This window comes from Tropicimonas sp. IMCC34043, from assembly GCF_003390845.1.
Classification (GTDB): domain Bacteria; phylum Pseudomonadota; class Alphaproteobacteria; order Rhodobacterales; family Rhodobacteraceae; genus Tropicimonas.
In genome coordinates this window covers 686,206-707,859 of the sequence record NZ_QMEK01000001.1, presented here as the reverse complement: position 1 = coordinate 707,859, position 21,654 = coordinate 686,206, and the positions used below count along the sequence as shown (strand labels likewise).

At 67.7% G+C, this 21,654-nt stretch carries 15 protein-coding genes; 9 read left to right on the top strand and 6 right to left on the bottom strand.

Annotation, left to right across the window (positions count from 1 at the left end; all coding sequences use genetic code 11):
* Positions 1-12: 12 nt before the first annotated feature.
* Complete coding sequence (locus DQG17_RS03280) at positions 13-1,332, bottom strand: APC family permease (RefSeq protein ID WP_116131342.1); 1,320 nt, start codon at positions 1,330-1,332, stop codon at positions 13-15.
* A 278-nt stretch (positions 1,333-1,610) separates the two neighbouring features.
* Between DQG17_RS03280 and DQG17_RS03275 the strand changes: the two genes are divergently transcribed.
* Positions 1,611-2,297 carry a Crp/Fnr family transcriptional regulator gene (locus DQG17_RS03275; RefSeq protein ID WP_116131341.1) on the top strand — a complete coding sequence of 229 codons (687 nt, stop codon included), beginning with the start codon at positions 1,611-1,613 and terminating at the stop codon, positions 2,295-2,297.
* Positions 2,298-2,524: 227 nt separating this feature from the next.
* A complete protein-coding gene (locus tag DQG17_RS03270; RefSeq protein ID WP_232829309.1) occupies positions 2,525-4,228 on the top strand; it encodes a sigma-54-dependent Fis family transcriptional regulator in 1,704 nt (567 codons plus the stop codon).
* A gap of 93 nt (positions 4,229-4,321) precedes the next feature.
* Here DQG17_RS03270 and DQG17_RS03265 read toward each other — a convergent pair whose 3' ends face one another.
* The 5 genes from DQG17_RS03265 to DQG17_RS03245 all read right to left on the bottom strand — a co-directional run bounded on the left by DQG17_RS03265 (position 4,322) and on the right by DQG17_RS03245 (position 8,128).
* Positions 4,322-5,002: a hypothetical protein gene (locus DQG17_RS03265; RefSeq protein WP_369908011.1), complete on the bottom strand. Its 681-nt coding sequence runs from the start codon at positions 5,000-5,002 to the stop codon at positions 4,322-4,324.
* A 48-nt stretch (positions 5,003-5,050) separates the two neighbouring features.
* Positions 5,051-5,860, bottom strand: a complete 810-nt coding sequence (gene panB / locus DQG17_RS03260) for a 3-methyl-2-oxobutanoate hydroxymethyltransferase (RefSeq protein ID WP_116131339.1) — start codon at positions 5,858-5,860, stop codon at positions 5,051-5,053.
* Positions 5,857-6,702: a pantoate--beta-alanine ligase gene (gene panC / locus DQG17_RS03255; protein ID WP_116131338.1), complete on the bottom strand. Its 846-nt coding sequence runs from the start codon at positions 6,700-6,702 to the stop codon at positions 5,857-5,859. Before panC ends, panB begins: the two co-directional genes overlap by 4 nt.
* Before the next feature lie 156 nt (positions 6,703-6,858).
* Positions 6,859-7,650 (bottom strand): GH25 family lysozyme, encoded by a 792-nt coding sequence (locus DQG17_RS03250; RefSeq protein ID WP_116131337.1) that lies wholly within the window; start codon positions 7,648-7,650, stop codon positions 6,859-6,861.
* 133 nt (positions 7,651-7,783) lie between these two features.
* On the bottom strand, positions 7,784-8,128 hold the full coding sequence (locus DQG17_RS03245; RefSeq protein ID WP_116131336.1) for a carboxymuconolactone decarboxylase family protein: 345 nt from the start codon (positions 8,126-8,128) through the stop codon (positions 7,784-7,786).
* Between the two features lie 302 nt (positions 8,129-8,430).
* Here DQG17_RS03245 and DQG17_RS03240 point away from each other — a divergent pair, with 302 nt between their 5' ends.
* From DQG17_RS03240 to thrS, 7 genes are all read left to right on the top strand, one after another.
* On the top strand, positions 8,431-9,183 hold the full coding sequence (locus tag DQG17_RS03240) for a hypothetical protein (RefSeq protein ID WP_116131335.1): 753 nt from the start codon (positions 8,431-8,433) through the stop codon (positions 9,181-9,183).
* Between the two features lie 561 nt (positions 9,184-9,744).
* Entirely contained in the window at positions 9,745-11,460 is a 1,716-nt protein-coding gene (metG, locus tag DQG17_RS03235; RefSeq protein WP_116131334.1) for a methionine--tRNA ligase, read from the top strand.
* 255 nt (positions 11,461-11,715) lie between these two features.
* Complete coding sequence (locus tag DQG17_RS03230) at positions 11,716-12,372, top strand: ABC transporter ATP-binding protein (RefSeq protein WP_116131333.1); 657 nt, start codon at positions 11,716-11,718, stop codon at positions 12,370-12,372.
* Entirely contained in the window at positions 12,369-14,777 is a 2,409-nt protein-coding gene (locus tag DQG17_RS03225; RefSeq protein ID WP_116131332.1) for an FtsX-like permease family protein, read from the top strand. Before DQG17_RS03230 ends, DQG17_RS03225 begins: the two co-directional genes overlap by 4 nt.
* A complete protein-coding gene (locus tag DQG17_RS03220) occupies positions 14,767-15,891 on the top strand; it encodes a lipocalin-like domain-containing protein (RefSeq protein ID WP_116131331.1) in 1,125 nt (374 codons plus the stop codon). Before DQG17_RS03225 ends, DQG17_RS03220 begins: the two co-directional genes overlap by 11 nt.
* A gap of 182 nt (positions 15,892-16,073) precedes the next feature.
* Entirely contained in the window at positions 16,074-19,214 is a 3,141-nt protein-coding gene (locus DQG17_RS03215) for a valine--tRNA ligase (protein WP_116131330.1), read from the top strand.
* A 207-nt stretch (positions 19,215-19,421) separates the two neighbouring features.
* Positions 19,422-21,374 carry a threonine--tRNA ligase gene (gene thrS, locus DQG17_RS03210; protein WP_116131329.1) on the top strand — a complete coding sequence of 651 codons (1,953 nt, stop codon included), beginning with the start codon at positions 19,422-19,424 and terminating at the stop codon, positions 21,372-21,374.
* Positions 21,375-21,654 lie beyond the last annotated feature (280 nt).

The following is a 21,654-nucleotide window of genomic DNA, read 5'->3' as shown; positions in this document are numbered from 1 at the left end:
CCGCCGCTTCGCTCAGATCGCATCCCGCCGATGGCGGTGCAGCCGGATCTTCCGCCCCGTGATGCCGCGATAGACGGCCTCGATCGCCAGCGAGGCCGCGATCATGCCGCCAAGGATCCACAGGTGATTGCGGCTGGCCGGGTTCTCGTCGACGCTGACGCACAGCACGACCAGCGCCCCGATTGTGGCAAGTGCCGCCAGCGCCGAAATCCAGGCCCGGCTGCCGGTCTGGCGGGCCAGCCGGACATTGGCGAGGTTCACCAGCGCGAACAGGATCAGGAACCCCGCGCTGCCCATGGTCGCAATCGCCTCGAGCGGCACGAAATTGGCCAGAACCAGCGCCAGCAACGCACAGAGGAACGTGCCCTCGCTGTGCTCGCCGCGGATCGACCGTTCAAGCTCGCGCGGCAGTTCGCCGGTCTTGGCCACCACATAGGCAAGCCGGCCGGTGCTGTAGAAGGTGGCGTTGATCGCCGAACTGGTGGCAAGCAGCGCCGCGAGCACGATTGCCAGGTATCCCGGCGGGCCAAGGATCGCCCGGCCTGCCGCCGACAAGGTGGTGTCGCTGTTCTGCCCGACCTGTTCCAGCGTCATGTGCCCCAGAACGACCGCGGTGATCAGCATGTAAAGCACGATCACGATCAACACCCCACCGATATAGGCGATGGGCAGCGACCGGCGCGGGTTTTTCACCTCGGCCGCGCTGTTGGCAATCAGTTCGAACCCCTCGTAATTCAGAAAGATCAGCATGGCGCCCGAGATCAGCGCCACCGGCGACACCGCATCGACCGGCCCAAGCCGCGACCAGTCGCCCGGCATCACGAGCCCGGCGACAATGAAGCCGCCGAGCAGCAGCATCTTGATCGCGTTGAAGGCATTCTCGGACCGGATCACGGCGCGCGCGGCCAGCACGTTCAGCGCCAGCAGGCCGAGGATCACGCCACTGGTCAGCCCATGCAGCCAGACGCCCTGATGCGCCTCGGGGAACAGGTCGGCGCCATAGCTGCCGAAGGCATAGGCATAGATCGCCAGCAGCACGACATAGCTGAGCAGCAGCAGGATATTGGCCGCCCCGGTCAGGATGCCGCCGCCAAAGGCGCGGTTGAGGAAATCGACCGTGCCGCCCTCGCCCGGGAAGGCGAGCGTCAGCTTGAGGTAGGAATAGCTTGTCAGCAGCGCCACGATCCCGGCAACCAGGAACGCCAGCGGCGCGGCTCCCTTCGTCATCTCTATGGTCAGGCCGGTCACGGCAAAGATGCCGCCGCCCACCATGCCACCGATGCCGATCGAGAGTGTCGAGAAGGTGCCAAGCCCGGGACCGCTGTCGTTCATCCTGCTGCCTCTTTGCGATGATCCCGGCCATTAGGCACAGGCAGCGCCCGGTCCCGCAATGCCACCGAAGCGGACAGCGGCGGCGGCGGGCATGGCCGCAACACCCGACGACGCGCTTCGGTCCCGGCGCTGGCCGCTCCACCGGCCGCGGTCGGCCAGCGCTGGCGGGTCTTTGCGCCCCTGTGACGGAATGCCGGGCGCCAGAGCCGGTGTATACAGTTGTTTGTACTTGGCTTCGTCGCTAGATTGCCCATGCAGGTGCTTTTAAGGAATTCCGTATGACCCCGCCCGAGGCCCACGAGGTTGTTCGGCGCGTCGGCTGGCTGTCGCTTCAGCCGCTGGCGTTTCAGGACCGGTTGCTGCGCGACGCTCGGCTGATCCGGGTGCGCGCCGGTGAGTCGCTCTATGGAAACGACGCACTACCGGACGGGATCTATGGCATTGCGGCCGGGATGATCGACGTGGTGGTGGCCCCGGGTCCCTTCCCTGCCCGTCTGGTGCAGGTCCTGCGTCCGGGCTGGTGGATTGGCGAAACGATGACCCCCGCGGGCACAAGGCGAGTTGCCGAACTGACGGTTCGCAGCGACGCCTCGGTCCTGCAGGTGAGCGCGCAGCATCTGGAACGGATCGTGTCCGAGAAACCGCAACTGCGGGCTGACCTCGCCTCGCTGATACTGCGGCACCTCGACGATGCGCTGTTCCATGCGGCCTGCCTGTCAACCGCCGATCCGACCCTGCGGCTGGCGGGAACGCTGGCGCGAATGATCGGCCGCGACCCGCGGGAGATCTGGGTCGCGCTGCATCTGACCCAGGACGAGTTGGCCACACTCGCCTGTGTTTCGCGCAACAGCGTCGGCCGGGCGCTCGGCCAGCTCGAGGCAGCGGGCTGCCTGGTTCGGCAATATGGGCGGATCGAGATCCGCAGCGCCCGGCTCTGGACCTATCTGGAGACAGCCGAGCTGTGATCCGCACGCCTGCGGCTTGCCGCCGGTGTCCTTTGCCCCTCCGTCAGGCCGCTTGCCCGGCGCCACGTTCTGTGCTGCATTGATGGGCAAGGGGAGGAATGATGGCGGAGAGCATCCAGAAGGAGGACTGGGAGCGATTCCGTGCGCTTGGAAAAGTACCGCCAAGCATAAGGGAGATCGTTCTCCAGTCCTGGAGACGCGCAGAGTCGCGGCGGGAGATTCCGTCGTTGAAACGTGCCCCCCGGGTCACGTCTAGGGAACTCGAGTCCCTGCGCGAGCAGAACCGGGTGCTGCGCAGCTCGGCCCGCCCTGTGCTGCAGAACACGTCCGAGTTGCTGCGCGAGGCCGGCTCGATCTTTCTGCTCTGCGATCCCTGCGGCATCGTGATGGAGGCGACGGGCGACCGGGCGATCCTTGAACGTGCCAACGAAAACCACCTGCATCTCGGCGGCCGATGGGACGAGGACGCAATCGGCACCAACGCCATCGGCACCGCGCTTCACACCCGGCGCCCCGTGCAGATCGCCGGGGTCGAACATTTCTGCGAGGAGATCCAGCGCTGGAGCTGTGCGGCGACGCCGATCCTGCACCCCGCGAACGGCGCGCTGCTGGGCGTGGTCGACATCTCGGGACCCGCGGGTGGTGACCAGCGGCATTCGGCGCTGCTGTCGGCGGCGCTGACGGCGCAGATCACCGGCGCGCTGCGTCAAAGCCACGAACAGGACCAGCGACGGCTGCTGGAACGGCTGCTGGCGCTGCGCCGGCAACTGGGAGAAGACGGCGTGCTGTTGCTCGACCGCTTTGGCGGCGAGGTGTTCGCGACCGGCAACTTCGCCCGGCTGATCGCACCTCTGGGCGAAGTGGTCGAACTGCGCAAGCGTGCCGGCAGCCTGTACAGCGAGCGGCCCGACCAGGTTGTGCAGGACCTGGCGCGCAGCCTGCCCGGTGCCGGGGTCGAACTGATCGAGGAGGGCGGCACGGCGCTGGGGCTGATGATCACCCTGCCCGCGCCCGACCGGCGGCGGCGGGCGCGCAACGATCCGGCGCTGGGGCTTGACTGGATCGCCGCCGGCGGGCCCGGGATGCGCAGGCTCTGCGAAGCGGCGGAGCGGCTGACGGCCAGCCGCCTGCCTTTGCTGATCGAGGGCGAGACCGGCGCCGGCAAGGAGCTGATGGCGCGGGCGATCCATCTGGCCGACCGGCCGGAGCGGCCGTTCGAGCTGGTCTATTGCGGCGAGTTGACGGCCGACGCGATGCGCCGGGATCTGGCCGGCGAGGGCCGGCTTGCGGCGCTGCTGCGCGCGGGCGGGACGCTGTGCCTCGACGAACCGGCCGCGACCCCGGCGCAGGCGCAACCGCTGCTGTTCCAGTTTCTCGAGGCCGAAGGCGCGGCACAGCCGGGCGGCAGCGGCGGCCGGGTGATTTCGCTTGCCGCCTCGGATCTGGCCGCCGCGCGCAGCCGTGGCGAGATCCGCAGCGACCTGTTCTTCCAGCTTTGCGGCGCGCGCCTCGAGGTGCCGGCGTTGCGCGACAGGCCGGCCGACGTGGCGCGGCTGGTCCGGCACTTTGCCGACCGCGCCGTCCTGGCCACCGATCGCCCGGCGCTGCGCTTTACCCCCGCCGTCATGCGCCGTCTGCAGGACTTCGACTGGCCGGGCAATGTGCGTCAGTTGCGAAACCTGATCGAACAGCTTTCGGCGCTGTCGCTGAGCCGGCTGATCGATCTGGGCGACCTGCCGCGCGAGATCACCGCCCGCCGCCCCGACCGGCCCGAGGCGACGCTGCGCGACAGCGAACGCGCGCGCATCCTCGATGCGATTGCCGAGGCGGAGGGCAACCTGACGACCGCCGCGCGCAAGCTCGGCATCGCGCGCTCGACGCTGTATCTGAAACTCGACGCCCACGGGATCAGTCGGCCGGCGCGACACTGAGGGTCTGCCACCGCCGGAACGGTCACGCCCGTACGCGGGCGCGGCGTTGCGCACCGTCCCTGTGTCACTTGCCGGCGCTGTCAGACCCCGCGCTCAACCGGCCCGCGCCGCCGCCTCGCCCGTCACCCCCGGCGCAAGCGGCATCAGCCGCAGCCGGCCCGTGCGGCGCTGGCGTTGCTGGCCCAGCATCCAGCCGGCCGGCGGGGCGGTGCGGGCGCGACGGCGCTCCAGCCACCAGCGGAACTCTCCGGACCCTGCCCCTGTCACGGTCCCGTCATGCCGGGGCGCCAGATGCCAGCGACTTTCGACCCCCTGCGCGCCACCATCGCCCGGGCCAAGCAACAGGCCGAGCGGCCGGGCCGCCCCCTCCAGCGCTGCAGCGGCGCCGGCCTCGGCCGCCAGATGCAGCCGCCGCACCGGGGTCAGCCCCGGCGGTTCTGGCAATTCGGCCACCACCAGCGGCACCTGACCCGACCGCAACGCCTCCTCCATCGACCACAAAAGGTCCTCGGGCCGCGGGGCCCGCAACAGCAACAGCCGGCCCGGGTCGATCCATTCGGTCACGCCCTCGCCGTTCAATCGCTCGGGCGCCCAGGCCGGCGCGATCCACAGAACCGGCCCGCTGCTGGCCGCGGCCACAGCCAGCGCCAGCAGCCGCCGCGCCGGGCCGCACAGCTCGTGCGCCCGCGCCAGCGTCAGCGTCATGCCCTCCGACACACTCAGGGCGGGGCGCCGGTCATGGCCGGCATGGGACAACAGGGCGGCTGCGTTCATCATGGCCGCAGCCTAGAATGTTCCGCAAATGTTCTCAACCCGCAAGGGTCAGGAATAGACGTTTTCGGGTCCCGGAAACGTCCGCGCCCGCACCTCCTCGGCATAGGTGCCGACGGCATCGTCGATCCGCGCCGCAAGGTCGTCATAGCGCCTGACGAACCGCGGCGCCCGCGGGGTCATCCCCAGCATGTCCTCCAGCACCAGGATCTGGCCGTCGCAGAGCGCGCTGGCGCCGATCCCGATGGTCGGGATCGCGATCTGGCCGGTAATGCGGGCGGCCAGCGGCTCGACCATGCCTTCGAGCACGACCGAAAAGGCGCCAGCCTCTGCCACCGCCTGCGCATCGGCCTCATGCGCGGGCCAGCTATCGCTGTCGCGTCCCTGAGTCTTGAATCCGCCGAAGGTGGCGCTCGATTGCGGCGTCAGCCCGGTGTGCGCCATGACCGGGATGCCGCGTTCGGTCAGAAACCGGATCGTCGGCGCCATCCGCGTGCCGCCTTCGAGCTTCACCGCACCGCAGCCGGTCTCGCGCATCACCCGCGCGGCATTGCGAAACGCCTGCTCGGGGGATTCCTCGTAGCTGCCAAAGGGCATGTCGACCACAACCAGCGCCCGGGACGAGCTGCGCACCACCGCGGCACCATGGGCGATCATCATCTCGAGCGTGACACCAAGCGTGCTGTCGAACCCGTAGAGTACCATCCCGAGGCTGTCGCCCACCAGGATCACGTCGGCATGGGCATCGACGAGGGCGGCAGCCGGGGCGTGATAGGCGGTCAGCGCCACAATCGGGACGGCGCCCTTTCGGGCGGCGATCTGCGGCACGGTGATCCGGCGGACCGTCTTGTGGACGCTCATGGCTGAACCTCGCGCTGGTCGATCAGAAGGATGCCGCCGAACTCGGCCGAGATCATCAGGGCAAGCCGCCCGGTGACGGGCCCCGAGACCGGGGCGAGCGTCTCGGCCTCGGTCACGTCGACGGCGCGCAGCGTGGCACGGGGTTCGGCGGCGATGGTCTCGGCCACCGCGGCGGCAAGCGCCTCGACCGTGGTGCCCCCGGCGACCAGCGCCTCGGCACGGCCCAGCGCCCGGTTCAGCACAAGGGCGGCCTGCCGGTCTTCGGGCGAAAGGCGCACATTGCGCGAGGACATGGCAAGCCCGTCAGGCTCGCGCACCGTCGGACAGCCGAGGATGCGGACCGGCACATGCAGGTCGCGCACCATGGTGCGGATCACCTGAAGCTGCTGATAATCCTTCTCGCCGAAACAGGCGAGGTCGGGCTGGACGATGTTGAAAAGCTTGGTGACGACGGTCGCGACGCCACGGAAATGGCCGGGCCGGACCGCACCATGCAGCATGTTGGCCAGCCGCGTCGTCTCGACGAATGTCTCGGCACCGGCGGGATAGATCTCGGCCACCTCGGGCAGGAACACGGCCGCGACGCCTGCGGCGCGCAGCATGGCAAGGTCATGGTCGGTGTCGCGCGGATAGAGGTCCAGATCCCGCGGATCGCCGAACTGGGTCGGGTTGACGAAGATCGAGACCACCACGCGGTCGGTCTCGCGCGCGGCGCGTTCGACAAGTTCCATGTGCCCGGCATGGAGATAGCCCATGGTGGGCACGAAGCCGACGCTCAGGCCACGGGACCGGAGCGCAGCGATGTGGCTGCGCAGGGCAGCCGAGGTTCTGCAGGTTTCCATGGCGGCGCGCCTAGCGCAAAGCGAGCGGCTTTTCAAATGTTACCGGAAGGGCCGCGCCCGCGTCATTCGGCATGACCAAGCGATGCTGCAGGATTGCATCTGTTGCGGCACCGACCCAGGGGATCGCCGGCCGGACCACTCCGGCCTTGGCCCGGCCTAGCCGCCCCAACGCTGCCAGGCCTCGGCCGATCCCGCAAAGGCGTTTATGTCGACCTTGCCCTGCACGCCCGGCACCAGCCCGGTGCTGGTATATTGCCAGAACGTCCAGTCCCGTCCCGGATAGACCTCGGACGGGTGACCGGCCACCGAGCGCAGCCACAGCCGCACGCCGGGCAGGCTGCCGATGCCGGTGTCACGTTCGAAATCCACCGTGGTGTAGAGCACCGGGGTGCGGTGATAGTGCTGCGTGAGCAGGTTGATGAAGTCCTGCGCCTCGCGCCGCACATCTGCCGCCGGCGGACGGATCGCGCAGGTCGGTGAAAACGGGTTCCATTCGATATCGAGCACCGGCGGCAGGCCGCCCGGATCGCGCGGCACGTTGCGGATGAACCAGCGCGCCTGGTCGGCCCCCGAGCGGCAGAAGTAGAACACGTGATAGGCGCCGCGCCGGACCCCGGCACGCCCTGCCCCCGCCCAATGCGCCTCGAATCTCGGGTCGAGGTCCTCGGCCCCTTCGGTCGCCTTGATGAAGGCGAAGGACACGCCCGACGCGCTGGCCCGGTGCCAGTCGACCTCGGGCTGCCAGCGCGACACATCGATGCCATGGACCGCATAGGCGCCCGGGTGGCGGCCGCTCCAGTCGTGCGGGCGGGCATCGCCGAAATCGGGCGAGCGCACCGCGCCCCGTGTCACCGCCACTTCGCCGCCGCCACGCCCGGCCGCAGGGCGATCACCGCCGCCGCAGCCCGAAAGCGCCGCAACGACACATGCCAGGGCCATCCACCGCATCGCCACACTCCCGTTCGATCAGCGGATTTTCCCGCCCTTGCCTGCCTCAGCACCCATTGATCCGCGGATCGGTGTTTCTGGCAAGGTATTTTCGCGGCTGTTCCGCCGTATCGGGCCGTGGGCTGCCCGAAACTCAGGCCTTCTCGCCGACCAGTTCGTCCCAGGCGGCGAGCGACTTGGCGGCATACATCAGCGACGGACCGCCGCCCATCTGGACCGCGACCGCCAGCACATCGGCCATCTCCTCGCGGGTGGCGCCGGTGCGGGCGAGGGATTTGATGTGAAAGCCGATGCAGGGCTCGCAGCGCATGGCGATCGCGATCCCGAGGGCGATGAGTTCCTTGACCTTGTGGTCGAGCACACCGTTATCCATCGCGCCGCGCGTCAGCGCGCTGAACCCCTTGGTGGTATCGGGAATGGTCTTGTTCAGCTCGCGCAAGTTGCCGCTCATGTCGTCGATGAAGTCTTTCCAGTCCATGGAATCCGGTCCTTATCAAAGGGGGCAGGAAACATGGGTCCGCACCCCGGGGAGGCAAGGCCGCGCGTCGGGTGGTGCCGGCAGCGCGGGCGCGGCACTGGTGCTGCACATATCGAGAAATCACAATGTGATAGACCGTCGCACAACCGAGACCGATCGCCCGCAAAACGGCCGTTTTCCGCAACCGCAGCCGCGGAACGGCGCGCCGCCGCAATTGCCGCAGCAAAAGCCTGCAGGGGATTGACAATCGACAGGCATACTTGGCCAAACGGGAAGAAACGATCCCGGAGCCGGAGTTCGAAATGCAGCCGATGAAGCTCCTTGGTGCCGCCGGCATCGCGATGGTCCTCGCGATGCCTTCGCTTGCCGCACCGCTGACATTCACCGAATTCCTGACGGTCCGGGGCCACCGCCTGCCGGTCTACCTCGAGGTCTATCTGGAGGCCGCGAGCCGCACCAAGATCGCGGTCAAGGTTGCAGGCAACCTCAAGACGATCCAGCTGAACATTCCGGGCCTTCTGTCCGCGGTCGTCGAGGACAGCTGCGAACGCACCATCACGTTGCAGATCGACGACGCCACCCCCGAGGTCGATCACATCCGCCTGACCGGCAAGGTGCAGGTCGTGACCTACGGCTGCAACAGGGCGGGCGATTTCGACCGGCGCTGGCGGCGGTTTTCCAACACCGCGGACATCAATGCCCTGCTTGACGGCCAGATTGCCGACAACTGCCTGACAGCACAGCTCGAAACCCTTTCAATCCAGCCCGGCGGCATCCCGGGCACCATCATGAACCTGCTCAATCTGACCGAGCGCGTTTCGGAACGCGTGCGCGGCGGCCTGAACGAGGCGCTCAACCGGCGTCAGATGTGCCTCGACATGCCCGATCCGCTGAAACAACTCGACGCCCGTGTCGACAGCGGCGGCTTCCGCGACTTTGGTGGCGGCGACCTGGGCTTTGTCATTCAAGGCACGATCGACCTCAACGCACAGGGCGTGATCAACATTCTCAGCGACTTGCCCGCGATGGGCGGCGGCGACTGCGGCTGCGACTGACGCGCCCGGACCGATTCGCAACCTGATCGCATCGGCCGATCCCCGCATTCGGTGCGGCAGGGCGGCGATTGCGCTGCCGGAGCCGTTGCACGGCGGCGCAGTTTTCGCGTCGCGCACCGCAGGGCATGATGGGGCCGGTCCTCACGCCCTGAGACGCATCTTGAACAGCCCGTCGCTTGCCCAGGCGTTCGGGTCGTTGCCGGTTTCAGTCGACGCGGGGCCGACCACAATCCGGTTCACTGCCGGCGATACCACCAGCCGGGTCGGGCTGACGGCAACCGCCTATGGCACCCTGTCGCCGGTGCCGCTTCCTGCCACTGGCGGGATGTTGCTGGCGCTGCTGGCGGGCGATGCGGCGCCTTTGCGAAAGAGCCGCAAATCGGCTGCCGCTGCGGCCGGATCCCACGGATACAACAAGACAATCCGAACGGCGCCGCATTTCGGCGCCGTCTATGCCTGCGCCACCTGCAATCCGCCAGCGACCCCGGGGAACGCGTCGCACCTCTGGCCCTTGCGCGCGCCATCGGCTAAGCCACGCGCAACTTGCAACCGGAGCTGCCAATGTCCCGCATCCTGATCACCTCGGCACTTCCCTACATCAACGGGATCAAGCATCTGGGCAATCTGGTGGGAAGCCAGCTCCCAGCCGACCTTTTTGCCCGCTATTGCCGCGCCCGCGGGCACGAGGTCCTGTTTCTCTGCGCCACCGACGAACACGGCACACCGGCCGAACTGGCCGCCGCCAAGGCCGAGATGCCGGTTGCCGAATATTGCGCCCAGATGCACCGGGTCCAGGCCCGGATGGCGGCGGGCTTCCGCCTGTCGTTCGACCACTTCGGGCGTTCGTCCTCGCCCCAGAACCACCGCCTGACCCAGTATTTCGCGGGCCGGCTGGCCGACAACGGCTATATCGACGAGGTGAGCGAACGGCAGGTCTATTCCCTCGCCGACGGCCGCTTCCTGCCCGACCGCTATATCGAGGGCACCTGCCCAAACTGCGGCTATGACAAGGCCCGCGGCGACCAGTGCGAGAACTGCACCAAACAGCTCGACCCGACCGACCTGATCAACCCGCGCTCGGCGATCTCGGGCTCGACCGACCTCGAGATCCGCGAGACAACCCACCTGTTCCTGCGGCAGCAAAGCCTGAAGTACGAACTCGACGCCTGGATCGACAGCAAGGCCGACTGGCCGATCCTGACCACCTCGATCGCCAAGAAATGGCTGCACGACGGCGACGGTCTGCAGGACCGCGGCATTACCCGCGATCTGAACTGGGGCATCCCGGTGAAACGCGGCGATCAGGACTGGCCGGGGATGGAGGGCAAGGTCTTCTATGTCTGGTTCGATGCGCCGATCGAATACATCGCCTGCGCCGCGGAATGGGCCGAGGCCCAGGGCAAGGACGAAGAAGACTGGTGGCGCTGGTGGCGCACGGATGCGGGCGCCGAGAACGTGCGCTATGTCCAGTTCATGGGCAAGGACAACGTGCCGTTCCACACATTGTCATTCCCCGCGACGATGCTCGGCAGCCGCGATCCGTGGAAGCTTGTCGACTACATCAAGTCGTTCAACTACCTCAACTATGACGGCGGCCAGTTTTCGACCAGCCAGGGACGCGGCATCTTTCAGGATCAGGCACTCGAGATCCTGCCGGCCGATTACTGGCGCTGGTGGCTGTTGTCGAACGCCCCCGAAAGCTCGGACAGCGAATTCACCTGGGAGAAATTCCAGACCGGCGTGAACAAGGATCTGGCCGATGTGCTGGGCAACTTCGTCAGCCGGGTGACCAAGTTCTGCCGCACGAAATTCGGCGAAGAGGTACCCGAGGGCGGCGAACTGACCGAGGGCGGCGCACGGCTTGTGGCCGATCTGACCGCGCGTCTGGCCGCCTACACCGGCCACCTCGAAGCAATCGAGGTCCGCAAGGCCGCGGCCGAGCTGCGCGCCATGTGGGTCGCCGGAAACGAGTTCCTGCAAACCGCCGCGCCCTGGAGCACGATCAAGACCGACCGCGACCGGGCCGCCGCCGACACCCGGCTCGCCCTGAACCTGATCCGGGTCTATGCGGTCATTTCGGCGCCGTTCCTGCCCGATGCCGCGGCCAAGCTGCTTGAGGCGATGCGCAGCGACGAGACCGGCTGGCCCGAGGATATCGGCCGGGCGCTGCAGGTCCTGCCCCCGCTCCACGGGTTTGTCGTGCCCGAGACGCTGTTTGCCAAGATCACCGACGAAGAACGCGAAGGCTGGGCCGAGAAGTTCTCGGGGCAGCGATAGCGGGCGGCACCACGCTCGAAGTCCCTTCGCAGTAGCAACCTGCCCAAGTCCGGGTTAGATCTGCGATGTGGATATTCGACTTTCCCAGCCCCTCGTTGCGCCCGGCGGCCACGCCGGGCCGCGCCCGCCATCCGCGGGGGGTTCCCTGCCCGACCGGGGCGATGGTCCGGCGGCGCTTTTGCGCCTCGTGCATGCGCAAGGCGAGAATGCCCGCCCTCAGCCCCGGCATCGGATCCCGTTCTCGATGTTGAGCCCATGCTGATCGACGCCACCGACATCCAAAAATCCTATGCGCCGGGACAAAGCCAGACGGCGGTGCTGCGCGGGGTTTCGCTGACGCTTTCCCCGGGCGAGACGCTGGCGCTGACCGGCGAATCGGGCAGCGGGAAAAGCACGCTGCTGCATCTGCTCGCGGCCCTCGACCAGCCCGACAGCGGCACCATCCGGCTCGACGGAACCGAGATCACGGCACTAGGCGACGCCGCCCGCGCCGCGATCCGGCGCAACACCATCGGTCTTGTCTTTCAACAGTTCAACCTGATCCCCTCGCTGACCGTCGGCGCCAATCTGGCCTTTCAGGCCCGGCTTGCGGGGCGCGAGGACCCGGACTGGACCGGGCGCCTGTCGGACCGCCTCGGTCTGGCCGAGCTGACCCACCGCTATCCCGAACAGCTTTCGGGCGGGCAACAGCAGCGGGTCGCAATCGGCCGGGCGCTGGCCGCGCGGCCACGGATCCTGCTGGCCGACGAACCGACCGGCAATCTGGACGAGGAAACCTCGGACCGGGTCTGTGCCCTGATGATCGCGCTTGCCACCGAAACCGGCGCGGGCCTGTTGATGGCCACCCATTCGCACCGGCTTGCAGCCCGGATGTCGCGGCAGCTGCACCTGTCCCGCGGCCAACTGGCATGAGGCGCGCAGCCCTTTCGGCCCTGCTCTCGCACTGGCGCCGCCAGCCGGGCCAGCTTTTGACCCTGATCGCCGGACTGGCGCTTGCGACAGCGCTCTGGTCGGCGGTGCAGGCGATCAATTCCGAGGCGCGGCGCAGCTATGACGCCGCGGCCTCTGCCATGGGGCAGGATCGCTACGCCTCGCTCGCCGTCCCCGAGGGCCGGATGCCGCTTGCCCGTTTCGTCACCCTGCGCCGCGCCGGATGGGCGGTCACGCCCCTGCTCGAAGGCACGGTGACGCTTGCCGGAGCGCCCATCGACGTCACAGGCTTCGATCTGCTTTCGGTGCCCCGCGATGCCCTGCCCGAGGGGCTCGACACCGGCACCGATGTGACCCCGGCCGAGCTGTTCGGCCAGCCCGGCGTCGGTTTCGCGGCGCCCGCGACCGCCGCAGCGATTGCGGGCCTGCCCGGTCTGCCGCTGATCCTTGCCAACCGTGCCATCCCGCCGGGCCGGATCGTCACCGACATCGGCGTGGCCGAACGCCTGCTCGATGCCCCGGGCCAGATCGACCGGCTGCTCATCCTGCCCGGCCAGTCGCGCGGCCTGCCGCCGCTCGACCGGATCGCCCCCGATCTGGTGCGGCGCGAGGGCCAGCAAACGGCGGACCTGTCCCGCCTGACACAGTCCTTCCACCTCAACCTCACGGCCTTCGGCCTGCTTGCCTTCGGCGTCGGCCTCTTCATCGTCCACGGCGCCATCGGCCTTGCCTTCGAGCAGCGGCGGGCGAGCTTTCGCACCCTGCGCGCGCTTGGCCTGGCGGCGCGCGACCTTCAGGCGCTGTTGCTGGCCGAGGTTCTGCTGCTTGCGCTTGTCGCCGGCGCGGCAGGGCTGGCGCTTGGCTATCTGGTGGCCGGGGCGCTGCTGCCCGATGTCGCCGCCACCCTGCGCGGGCTCTACGGCGCCGAGGTTCCGGGCAGCCTGCGCTTCGATCCGGCCTGGGCTGCGGCGGGGATGGCGGTCACGCTGATCGGGGCGCTCACTGCGGCGGCAAGCGCGCTGACCCGGGTGCGCCGCATGCCGCTGCTGGCAAGCGCCCAGCCGCGCGCCTGGGCCACGGTCTCGGCCCGCGCACTTGCCCGGCAGGCGGTCGCGGGCGTCGTGCTGATATTTCTCGGGCTGGTGGCGTTGCGCGTGTTCTCCGGGCTCGTCGCCGGCTTTGCCCTGCTCGGCGGGCTGCTGATGGGCGCAGCGCTGATCCTGCCCCTGCTGCTGGCAGGTCTGCTCGCACTGGCCGCCGCCCGCGCCCGCAGCCCCGTGGCGCAATGGTTCTGGGCCGACACCCGCCAGCAGCTTCCCGGGCTGTCGCTGGCGCTGATGGCGCTGCTGCTGGCGCTTTCAACCAATATCGGCGTCTCGACCATGGTCGGGTCGTTCCGGCTGAGCTTCACCCACTGGATCGACCAGCGCCTTGCCGCAGACCTCTATGTCAGCGCCAGGGACGAGGCCGAAGCCGCCCGCCTGCGCGCCTTCCTTGCCCCGCGCGCGACCGCGCTCCTGCCGATCCGGTCGCTCGATCTGCCGCTGAACGGAACCATGGGCGAGGTCCGGGGCCTCTCCGACAATGCCGCCGCCCGCGATGCCTGGCCGCTGCTGTCGGCCCGCCCCGGCGCCTGGGAGGCGCTGAACGCCGGCAAGGCCGCGCTGATCAGCGAACAGCTTGCCAACCGCGGCCACCTCGGCCTTGGCGACATGATCGAGATCGGGCCGGACTGGCGGCTGCCGGTGGCAGGCATCTATGCCGATTATGGCAATCCGGTCGGTCAGGCCGCAGTCTCGGCCACGGCACTGGCCGCGCGCCACCCCGACCTGCCCGGCCTGCGCATCGGCATCCTGACCGACGACCCGCAAGCCCTTTCCCGTGCCCTCGCCGAGGATTTCGGCCTGCCGCCCGACCACCTGATCGACCAGGCGTCGCTCAAGGCGCAGTCGCTCGCGATCTTCGAACGCACCTTCGCGGTCACCGCAGCCCTCGACGGGCTGACGCTTGCGGTTGCGGCCTTCGCGATGCTGACAGCGCTTCTGACGCTTTCGACCATGCGGCTGCCGCAACTTGCCCCGCTCTGGGCACTCGGCCTGACCCGGTCCCGGCTTGCCCGGCTCGAGGCCGCGCGCAGCCTTGCGCTTGCTGCCCTCACCTTCGTCTTCGCGCTGCCGCTCGGCCTGATCCTCGCCTGGTGCCTGCTTGCCGTCGTGAACGTCGCGGCCTTCGGCTGGCGGCTGCCGATGCACCTGTTTCCGGCGCAATGGATCTGGCTGCTGGCCGCGGCCCTGCTCGCCGCCCTCGCCGCGGCTGCCCTGCCGGCGCGAAGGCTCGCCCGCACCGCCCCCGCGGCCTTCCTCAAGGTGTTCGCCGATGAGCGCTGACCCCGCCCCTTCTTCTTGGCAAAAATACCTGATCGCCGCCTTCGCCGCCGCAGCGACGCTCGCCAGCCCGGGTGCTGTCCCGGCCCAGGGCTATGCCGGCATGGCCCAGACTGCGGCGGGTTTCGCCCTGCCCGATCCCGACCGTCGTTTCGGCTTTCCCGCCGATCACGGCCCGCATTACGACTTCCGGCTCGAATGGTGGTATCTGACCGCCAACCTGACCGGACCCGACGGAGCGCCTTACGGAGTTCAGTGGACGCTGTTTCGCTCGGCGCTTGCGCCGGGGGGGGAACGCGAGGGCTGGCTCAGCCCCGAGATCTGGATGGGACACGCCGCCGTCACGACTCCCGGGCGCCACGAGGCGGCACAGAAATTCGCCCGCGGCGGCATTGGCCAGGCTGGCGTTACGGCAGAGCCGTTCGAGGCCTGGATCGACCAGTGGCGCCTGGCCGCCCCCGGCGATGACAACGACGATGACAACGACGATGGCGATGGCCTCGACCGGCTCCGGCTGACTGCCTCGACCGCCGATTTCGCCTATGACCTCGCGCTCACCGCCACCGGCCCGATCGTGCCGCAGGGCAGGAATGGCTATTCGGTCAAGTCGCCCGAGGGTCAGGCGAGCCATTACTATTCGCAACCCTTCTACCGCATCGACGGCACGCTGACGCTCGAGGACACGACGGTCCCGGTTGCCGGGCAGGGCTGGCTCGACCGCGAATGGTCCTCGCAGCCGTTGAGCGAGACGCAGCAGGGCTGGGACTGGGTGTCGTTGCATTTCGAGAGCGGCGCGAAACTGATGGCCTACAGGCTGCGCGATGCGAAGGCCGCCCCCTTCACGCCGGCCACCTGGATCGCGGCCGATGGCACGCCGACCCCGCTGCCCGATGGTGCGGTCACCATGACCCCGGGCGCCACCACAAGGATCGGCCACGCGGAAATCCCGACCGAATGGGACATCGCACTGCCCGAGAAGGGCCTCGAGATCCACCTCCGCGCGCTCAACCCGCGGGCCTGGAACGACCTCGACTTTGCCTATTGGGAGGGGCCGGTGCGGGTGACGGGCAGCCATCCGGGTGTCGGATATCTGGAAATGACGGGGTACGGCGAGTAGCGCGGGGTTGCGCACCGAACCGGCCCCGGCGCCGGTGGAAGCGGCGGGAGCCTCCGGCGGGGATATTTTCCGAACAGAAGAAGTCACGGGGCTGCGCGCAAGGGCCGAATTTCGGGCAGGCTCGGCTTTTCCTCGGCGCCTGCATTCGCTAGAGCATCAGGCGACCGATCGAGGACCGACACATGCCGATGGAAAAGACATTCGACGCCGCCGAGGCCGAGGCCCGGATCTATGCCGCCTGGGAACAGGCCGGGGCCTTCCGGGCCGGGGCCAATGCCTCGCGCCCCGAGACCTTCTGCATCATGATCCCGCCGCCCAACGTGACCGGCGCGCTGCATGTGGGCCACGCCTTCAACAACACGCTGCAGGACATCCTGGTGCGCTGGCACCGGATGCGCGGCTTCGACACGCTGTGGCAGCCGGGTCAGGACCACGCCGGCATCGCGACCCAGCTGCAGGTCGAAAAGATGCTGGCAGCCCAGGGCAACGAAGGCCGGCGCGAGCTGGGGCGCGAGAAGTTCCTGGAGAAAGTCTGGGAATGGAAGGGCCAGTACGGCGGCACCATCATCAACCAGTTGAAGCGGCTCGGGTGTTCCTGCGACTGGGAACGCAACGCCTTCACGATGGCGGGCGCGCCGGGCGACCCGCGCAAGGGGCACGAGAATTCGCCGAACTTCCACGATGCGGTGATCAAGGTCTTCGTCGACCTGTACGAGAAGGGCCTGATCTATCGCGGCAAGCGGCTGGTCAACTGGGACCCGCATTTCGAGACCGCGATTTCCGACCTCGAGGTCGAGAACATCGAGGTCGCGGGCCATATGTGGCACTTCAAGTATCCGCTGGCGGGCGGCGAGACCTATACCTATGTCGAGAAGGACGAGGATGGGAACATCGTGTTCGAGGAGGAGCGCGACTATATCTCGATCGCGACGACGCGGCCCGAAACCATGCTGGGCGACGGGGCAGTCGCGGTTCATCCGTCGGATGAACGTTATGCGCCAATCGTCGGAAAGCTGTGTGAAATTCCGGTCGGACCGAAGGAACATCGGCGGCTGATCCCGATCATCACCGACGACTACCCCGACCCGACGTTCGGCTCGGGCGCGGTCAAGATCACCGGCGCGCACGATTTCAACGACTATGGCGTCGCCTCGCGCGGCGGTATTCCGATGTACCGGCTGATGGACACGAGCGGCCACATGCGCGCCGACGGTGCCCCCTATGCCGACTGCGCCACCCGGGCGCAGGCGATCGCCGAGGGTGCGGCCTTTACCGGGGCCGAGGTCGATACGCTGAACCTCGTACCCGACGAGCTTCGCGGGCTCGACCGGTTCGAGGCGCGCAAGATCGTCGTGCAGCAGATCACCGACGAGGGGCTGGCGGTGATGCAGAGTATCACCCGCAAGGACGAGGAGCTCGGCATCGAGGTCACGGACCTCGTGCCGCTGGTCGAGAACAAGCCGATCATGCAGCCCTTTGGCGACCGCTCGAAGGTCGTGATCGAGCCGATGCTGACCGACCAGTGGTATGTCGATGCCGAGAAGGTCGTCGGTCCTGCGCTGGCCGCGGTGCGCAATGGCGACACCGTGATCCTGCCCGAGTCGGGCGAGAAGACCTATTATCACTGGCTGGAGAATATCGAGCCCTGGTGCATCAGCCGCCAGCTGTGGTGGGGCCATCAGATCCCGGTGTGGTACGGGCTCGATATCTGGCCGACGGGGTTCCGCGACGACGAGGGCGACAATGCGCTCGACGAGGTCGAGATCTTCCGCCTGCTCGAGGAAGGCGAATTCAATCAGGCCGACCCGACGTTTCACTGCGCCCCCGATCTCGACGCGGTTGGCGAGAAGTTCCGCGCCGATCTGGGTGCCCTGCCCGCGCCGCTTTATGCCGCGCGGATCGTCGAGGTCGCGGACAAGGCGGCGGCAATCGAGCTGCTGGCGTCGAGCCTTGCCGAATACAACCTCAGCCAGGATCCGACCGAACTGGTCTATCCGATATGGCGCGATCCCGACGTGCTCGACACCTGGTTCAGCTCGGGCCTCTGGCCGATCGGAACCCTTGGCTGGCCGGACCAGACGCCGGAACTGGCGCGGTATTTCCCGACCGACGTGCTGATCACGGGCTTTGACATCATCTTCTTCTGGATCGCCCGGATGATGATGATGCAGCTTGCCGTCATGGGCGAGGTGCCGTTCCACACCGTCTATCTGCACCAGCTTGTCCGCGACGAGAAGGGCAAGAAGATGTCGAAAACGACGGGCAATGTCATCGACCCGCTCGACATTGTCGACAAGTATGGCGCCGATGCGCTGCGCTTCACCAACACGGCCATGGCGGCCCTGGGGGGCGTGCTGAAGCTGTCCGAGGACCGCATCGCGGGCTATCGCAACTTTGGCACCAAGATCTGGAACGCGGCGCGCTTTGCCGAGATGAACGGTTGTTTCGAGGCCTCGGTCGCGCCCATCGACCCGGCCTCGACCCCCTCGGCGCCGGTCAACCGCTGGATCATCGGCGAGACCGCCAAGGTGCGCGAGGAGGTCGATGCAGCCTTCGAAAGCTATCGCTTCAACGATGCGGCGCTGGCGCTTTACGGCTTTGTCTGGGGCAAGGTCTGCGACTGGTACGTCGAATTCTCGAAACCGCTTCTGCAGGGCGAGGATGCCGCCGAGCAGGCCGAGACCCGCGCCACCATGCGCTGGGTGCTGGAGCAGTGCTTTACCATGCTGCACCCGATCATGCCCTTCATCACCGAAGAGCTGTGGCAAACGCTGGGCTGCGGCAGCAAGATGCTGGTCCACAGCGACTGGCCCGTCTATACCGCCGCGGATCTGGTCGATGCCGAGGCCGATGCCGAGATGAACTGGGTCATTGCGTTGATCGAGGGCGTGCGGTCGGCCCGCGCGCAGGTGCATGTGCCGGCGGGCCTGCAGGTGCCGATGGTGCACACGGGGCTTGCCCCGCTGGCGCAGCAGGCCTGGGCGCGCAACGAGGCGTTGATCACCCGCATCGCCCGGATTGCCAGCCTTCAGGGGTTCGATGCGATGCCCAAGGGCTGCATCACCGTGCCCGTGCCCGGCGCCACCTTTGGCCTGCCGGTCGCCGATATCATCGACGTCGGCGAGGAGCGGGCGCGGCTGGAGAAGAGCCTTGCCAAGCTCGACAAGGAGATCGGCGGGCTTGCAAAGAGGCTCGACAATCCAAAGTTCGCGGAAAGCGCCCCCGAGGAAGTGGTCGAGGAGGTGAAGGACAACCTCGCCGCGCGGCGGTCGGAGGCGGGCAAGCTGCAGCAGGCGCTCGACCGGCTGGCGGAACTGGCCTGACCCCTCACACCGTGGCCTGTGCCCTGACAGGGGTGCCGGCCACGGTGTGAGGGGTCCGAGCACCCGTCAGTGTGACAAGGCCGCCGACAGGCGCGCGCGCCGGCAAAGCCATCGTTGACATCCTCGCCCTGCGGGCGCACAGAGCCCGCGCACATATATCCTGCAACCGGGCGTTCCGTGGGCGCCAAACTGACGAGGAGCGCCGACATGGCCGACATTTCCCTCACATTCCCCGATGGCGCGAGCCGTGACTTCCCGCAGGGCGTGACGCCCGCCGAAGTTGCCGCCGCCATTTCCCCCTCGCTTGCCAAGAAGGCGATCTCTGCCAGCGTCGATGGCAAGCACTGGGATCTGCAATGGCCGATCGCCGCGGACGCCGCGATCGCCATCAACACGATGAAGGACGAGGCCCCGGCGCTCGAACTCATCCGGCACGACCTTGCCCATATCATGGCCCGCGCGGTGCAGGAGCTGTGGCCGAGCGTCAAGGTCACCATCGGTCCGGTCATCAAGGGCGGCTGGTACTATGACTTCGACCGCGCCGAGCCGTTCACGCCCGAGGATCTGGGCCTGATCGAGGCGCGGATGAAAGAGATCATCAACCGCCGCGATCCGGTGACGACCGAGGTCTGGGACCGCGACCGCGCCATCGCCTTCTACGAGGCGTCGAACGAACCCTACAAGGTCGAGCTGATCGAGGCGATTCCGGGCGACGAGCCGCTGCGGATGTACTGGCACGGCCATTGGCAGGATCTGTGCCGGGGGCCGCATCTGCAGAACACCGGTCAGGTCCCGGCGGACGCCTTCAAGCTGATGTCGGTCGCGGGCGCCTATTGGCGTGGCGACAGCGACCGCGCCATGTTGCAGCGGATCTATGGCGTTGCGTTCAAGAACCGCGAGGACCTCAAGGCGCACCTGCATATGCTGGAGGAAGCGGCCAAGCGCGACCATCGCCGGCTGGGCCGCGAGATGGACCTGTTTCACATGCAGGAGGAAGCGCCGGGCCAGGTCTTCTGGCATGCAAACGGCTGGACCATCTATACCACCCTGCAGGATTTCATGCGCCGCAAGCAGCGCGCCGGCGGCTATGTCGAGGTGAACACGCCGCAGGTGGTGAACCGGACCCTGTGGGAAAAATCCGGTCACTGGGCCAATTATCGTGAAAACATGTTCATTGTCGAAGTGGACGAAGAACACGCCCGAGAAAAGACGGTCAACGCGCTGAAGCCGATGAACTGCCCCGGCCACGTGCAGATCTTCAACGTCGGGATGAAATCCTATCGCGACCTGCCGCTGCGCATGGCCGAGTTCGGCTCGTGCAACCGCTATGAGCCATCGGGCGCCCTGCACGGCATCATGCGGGTGCGCGGCTTTACCCAGGACGATGCGCATATCTTCTGCCGCGAGGACCAGATCGAGGAGGAATGCGCGCGCTTCATCGAATTCCTGTCGTCGGTCTACAAGGATCTCGGCTTTGACACGTTCGAGATCATGTTCGCCACCCGGCCGGAAAAGCGTGTCGGCACCGAGGAAAGCTGGGACAAGATGGAGGCGGCGCTTGAGGGCGCCATCAGGAAGACCGGGCGCGCCTATACGCTCGATCCCGGCGAAGGCGCGTTCTATGCACCGAAGCTCGATTTCAAGCTGACCGATGCGATTGGCCGGGTCTGGCAATGCGGCACCTTCCAGGTCGATCCGAACCTGCCGGAACGGCTTGATGCCAATTACATCGGCGAAGACGGCGAAAAGCACCGCCCCTACATGCTGCACCGCGCCTGTCTGGGCAGCTTCGAGCGGTTCATCGGCATCCTGATCGAGAACTGGGCTGGCAAGCTGCCGTTTTGGCTGGCACCGCGGCAGGTCGTCGTGGCCTCGATCGTGTCGGACGCGGATGACTTCGTGCACGATACCGTGGCCCGGCTGGTCGCAGCCGGCGTGCGCGCCGAGGCCGACGTGCGCAACGAGAAGATCAACTACAAGGTTCGCGAGCATTCGGTCGGCAAGGTGCCGGTGATCCTCGCCATCGGCCAGCGCGAGGTCGCCGAAGGCACGGTCACCGTTCGCCGGCTGGGCGAGACCCGGACCGAAACGATGCCGCTTGACCAGATCTTGGCGCAATTGAGCTTGGAGGCGACGCCGCCGGATCTGGTCAAGGCCTGAGTTCGACCGTTGCGCGGGGGCCTCAGCCCCCGCACCCCGGAGTGATTTCGCCACGATAAAGGTGCAGGGGCAATGTTACAGCCCCTGCACCTTGCGTTACCGACAGGTGCGGACCCTGCCCGGACAGAGCGGCAGTGTTTCAATCCCGGACCGGGCGCAGGCTGCTCGCGGCGGATGCCGCGGCAAGCGCCAAATCCACGCCATGGGAACCGTCACCACAAAGCCATCCTGGCGCAGGCCCGGCACGTCCCGGCCGGGTTAGCGCAGGCATTTGAAATGG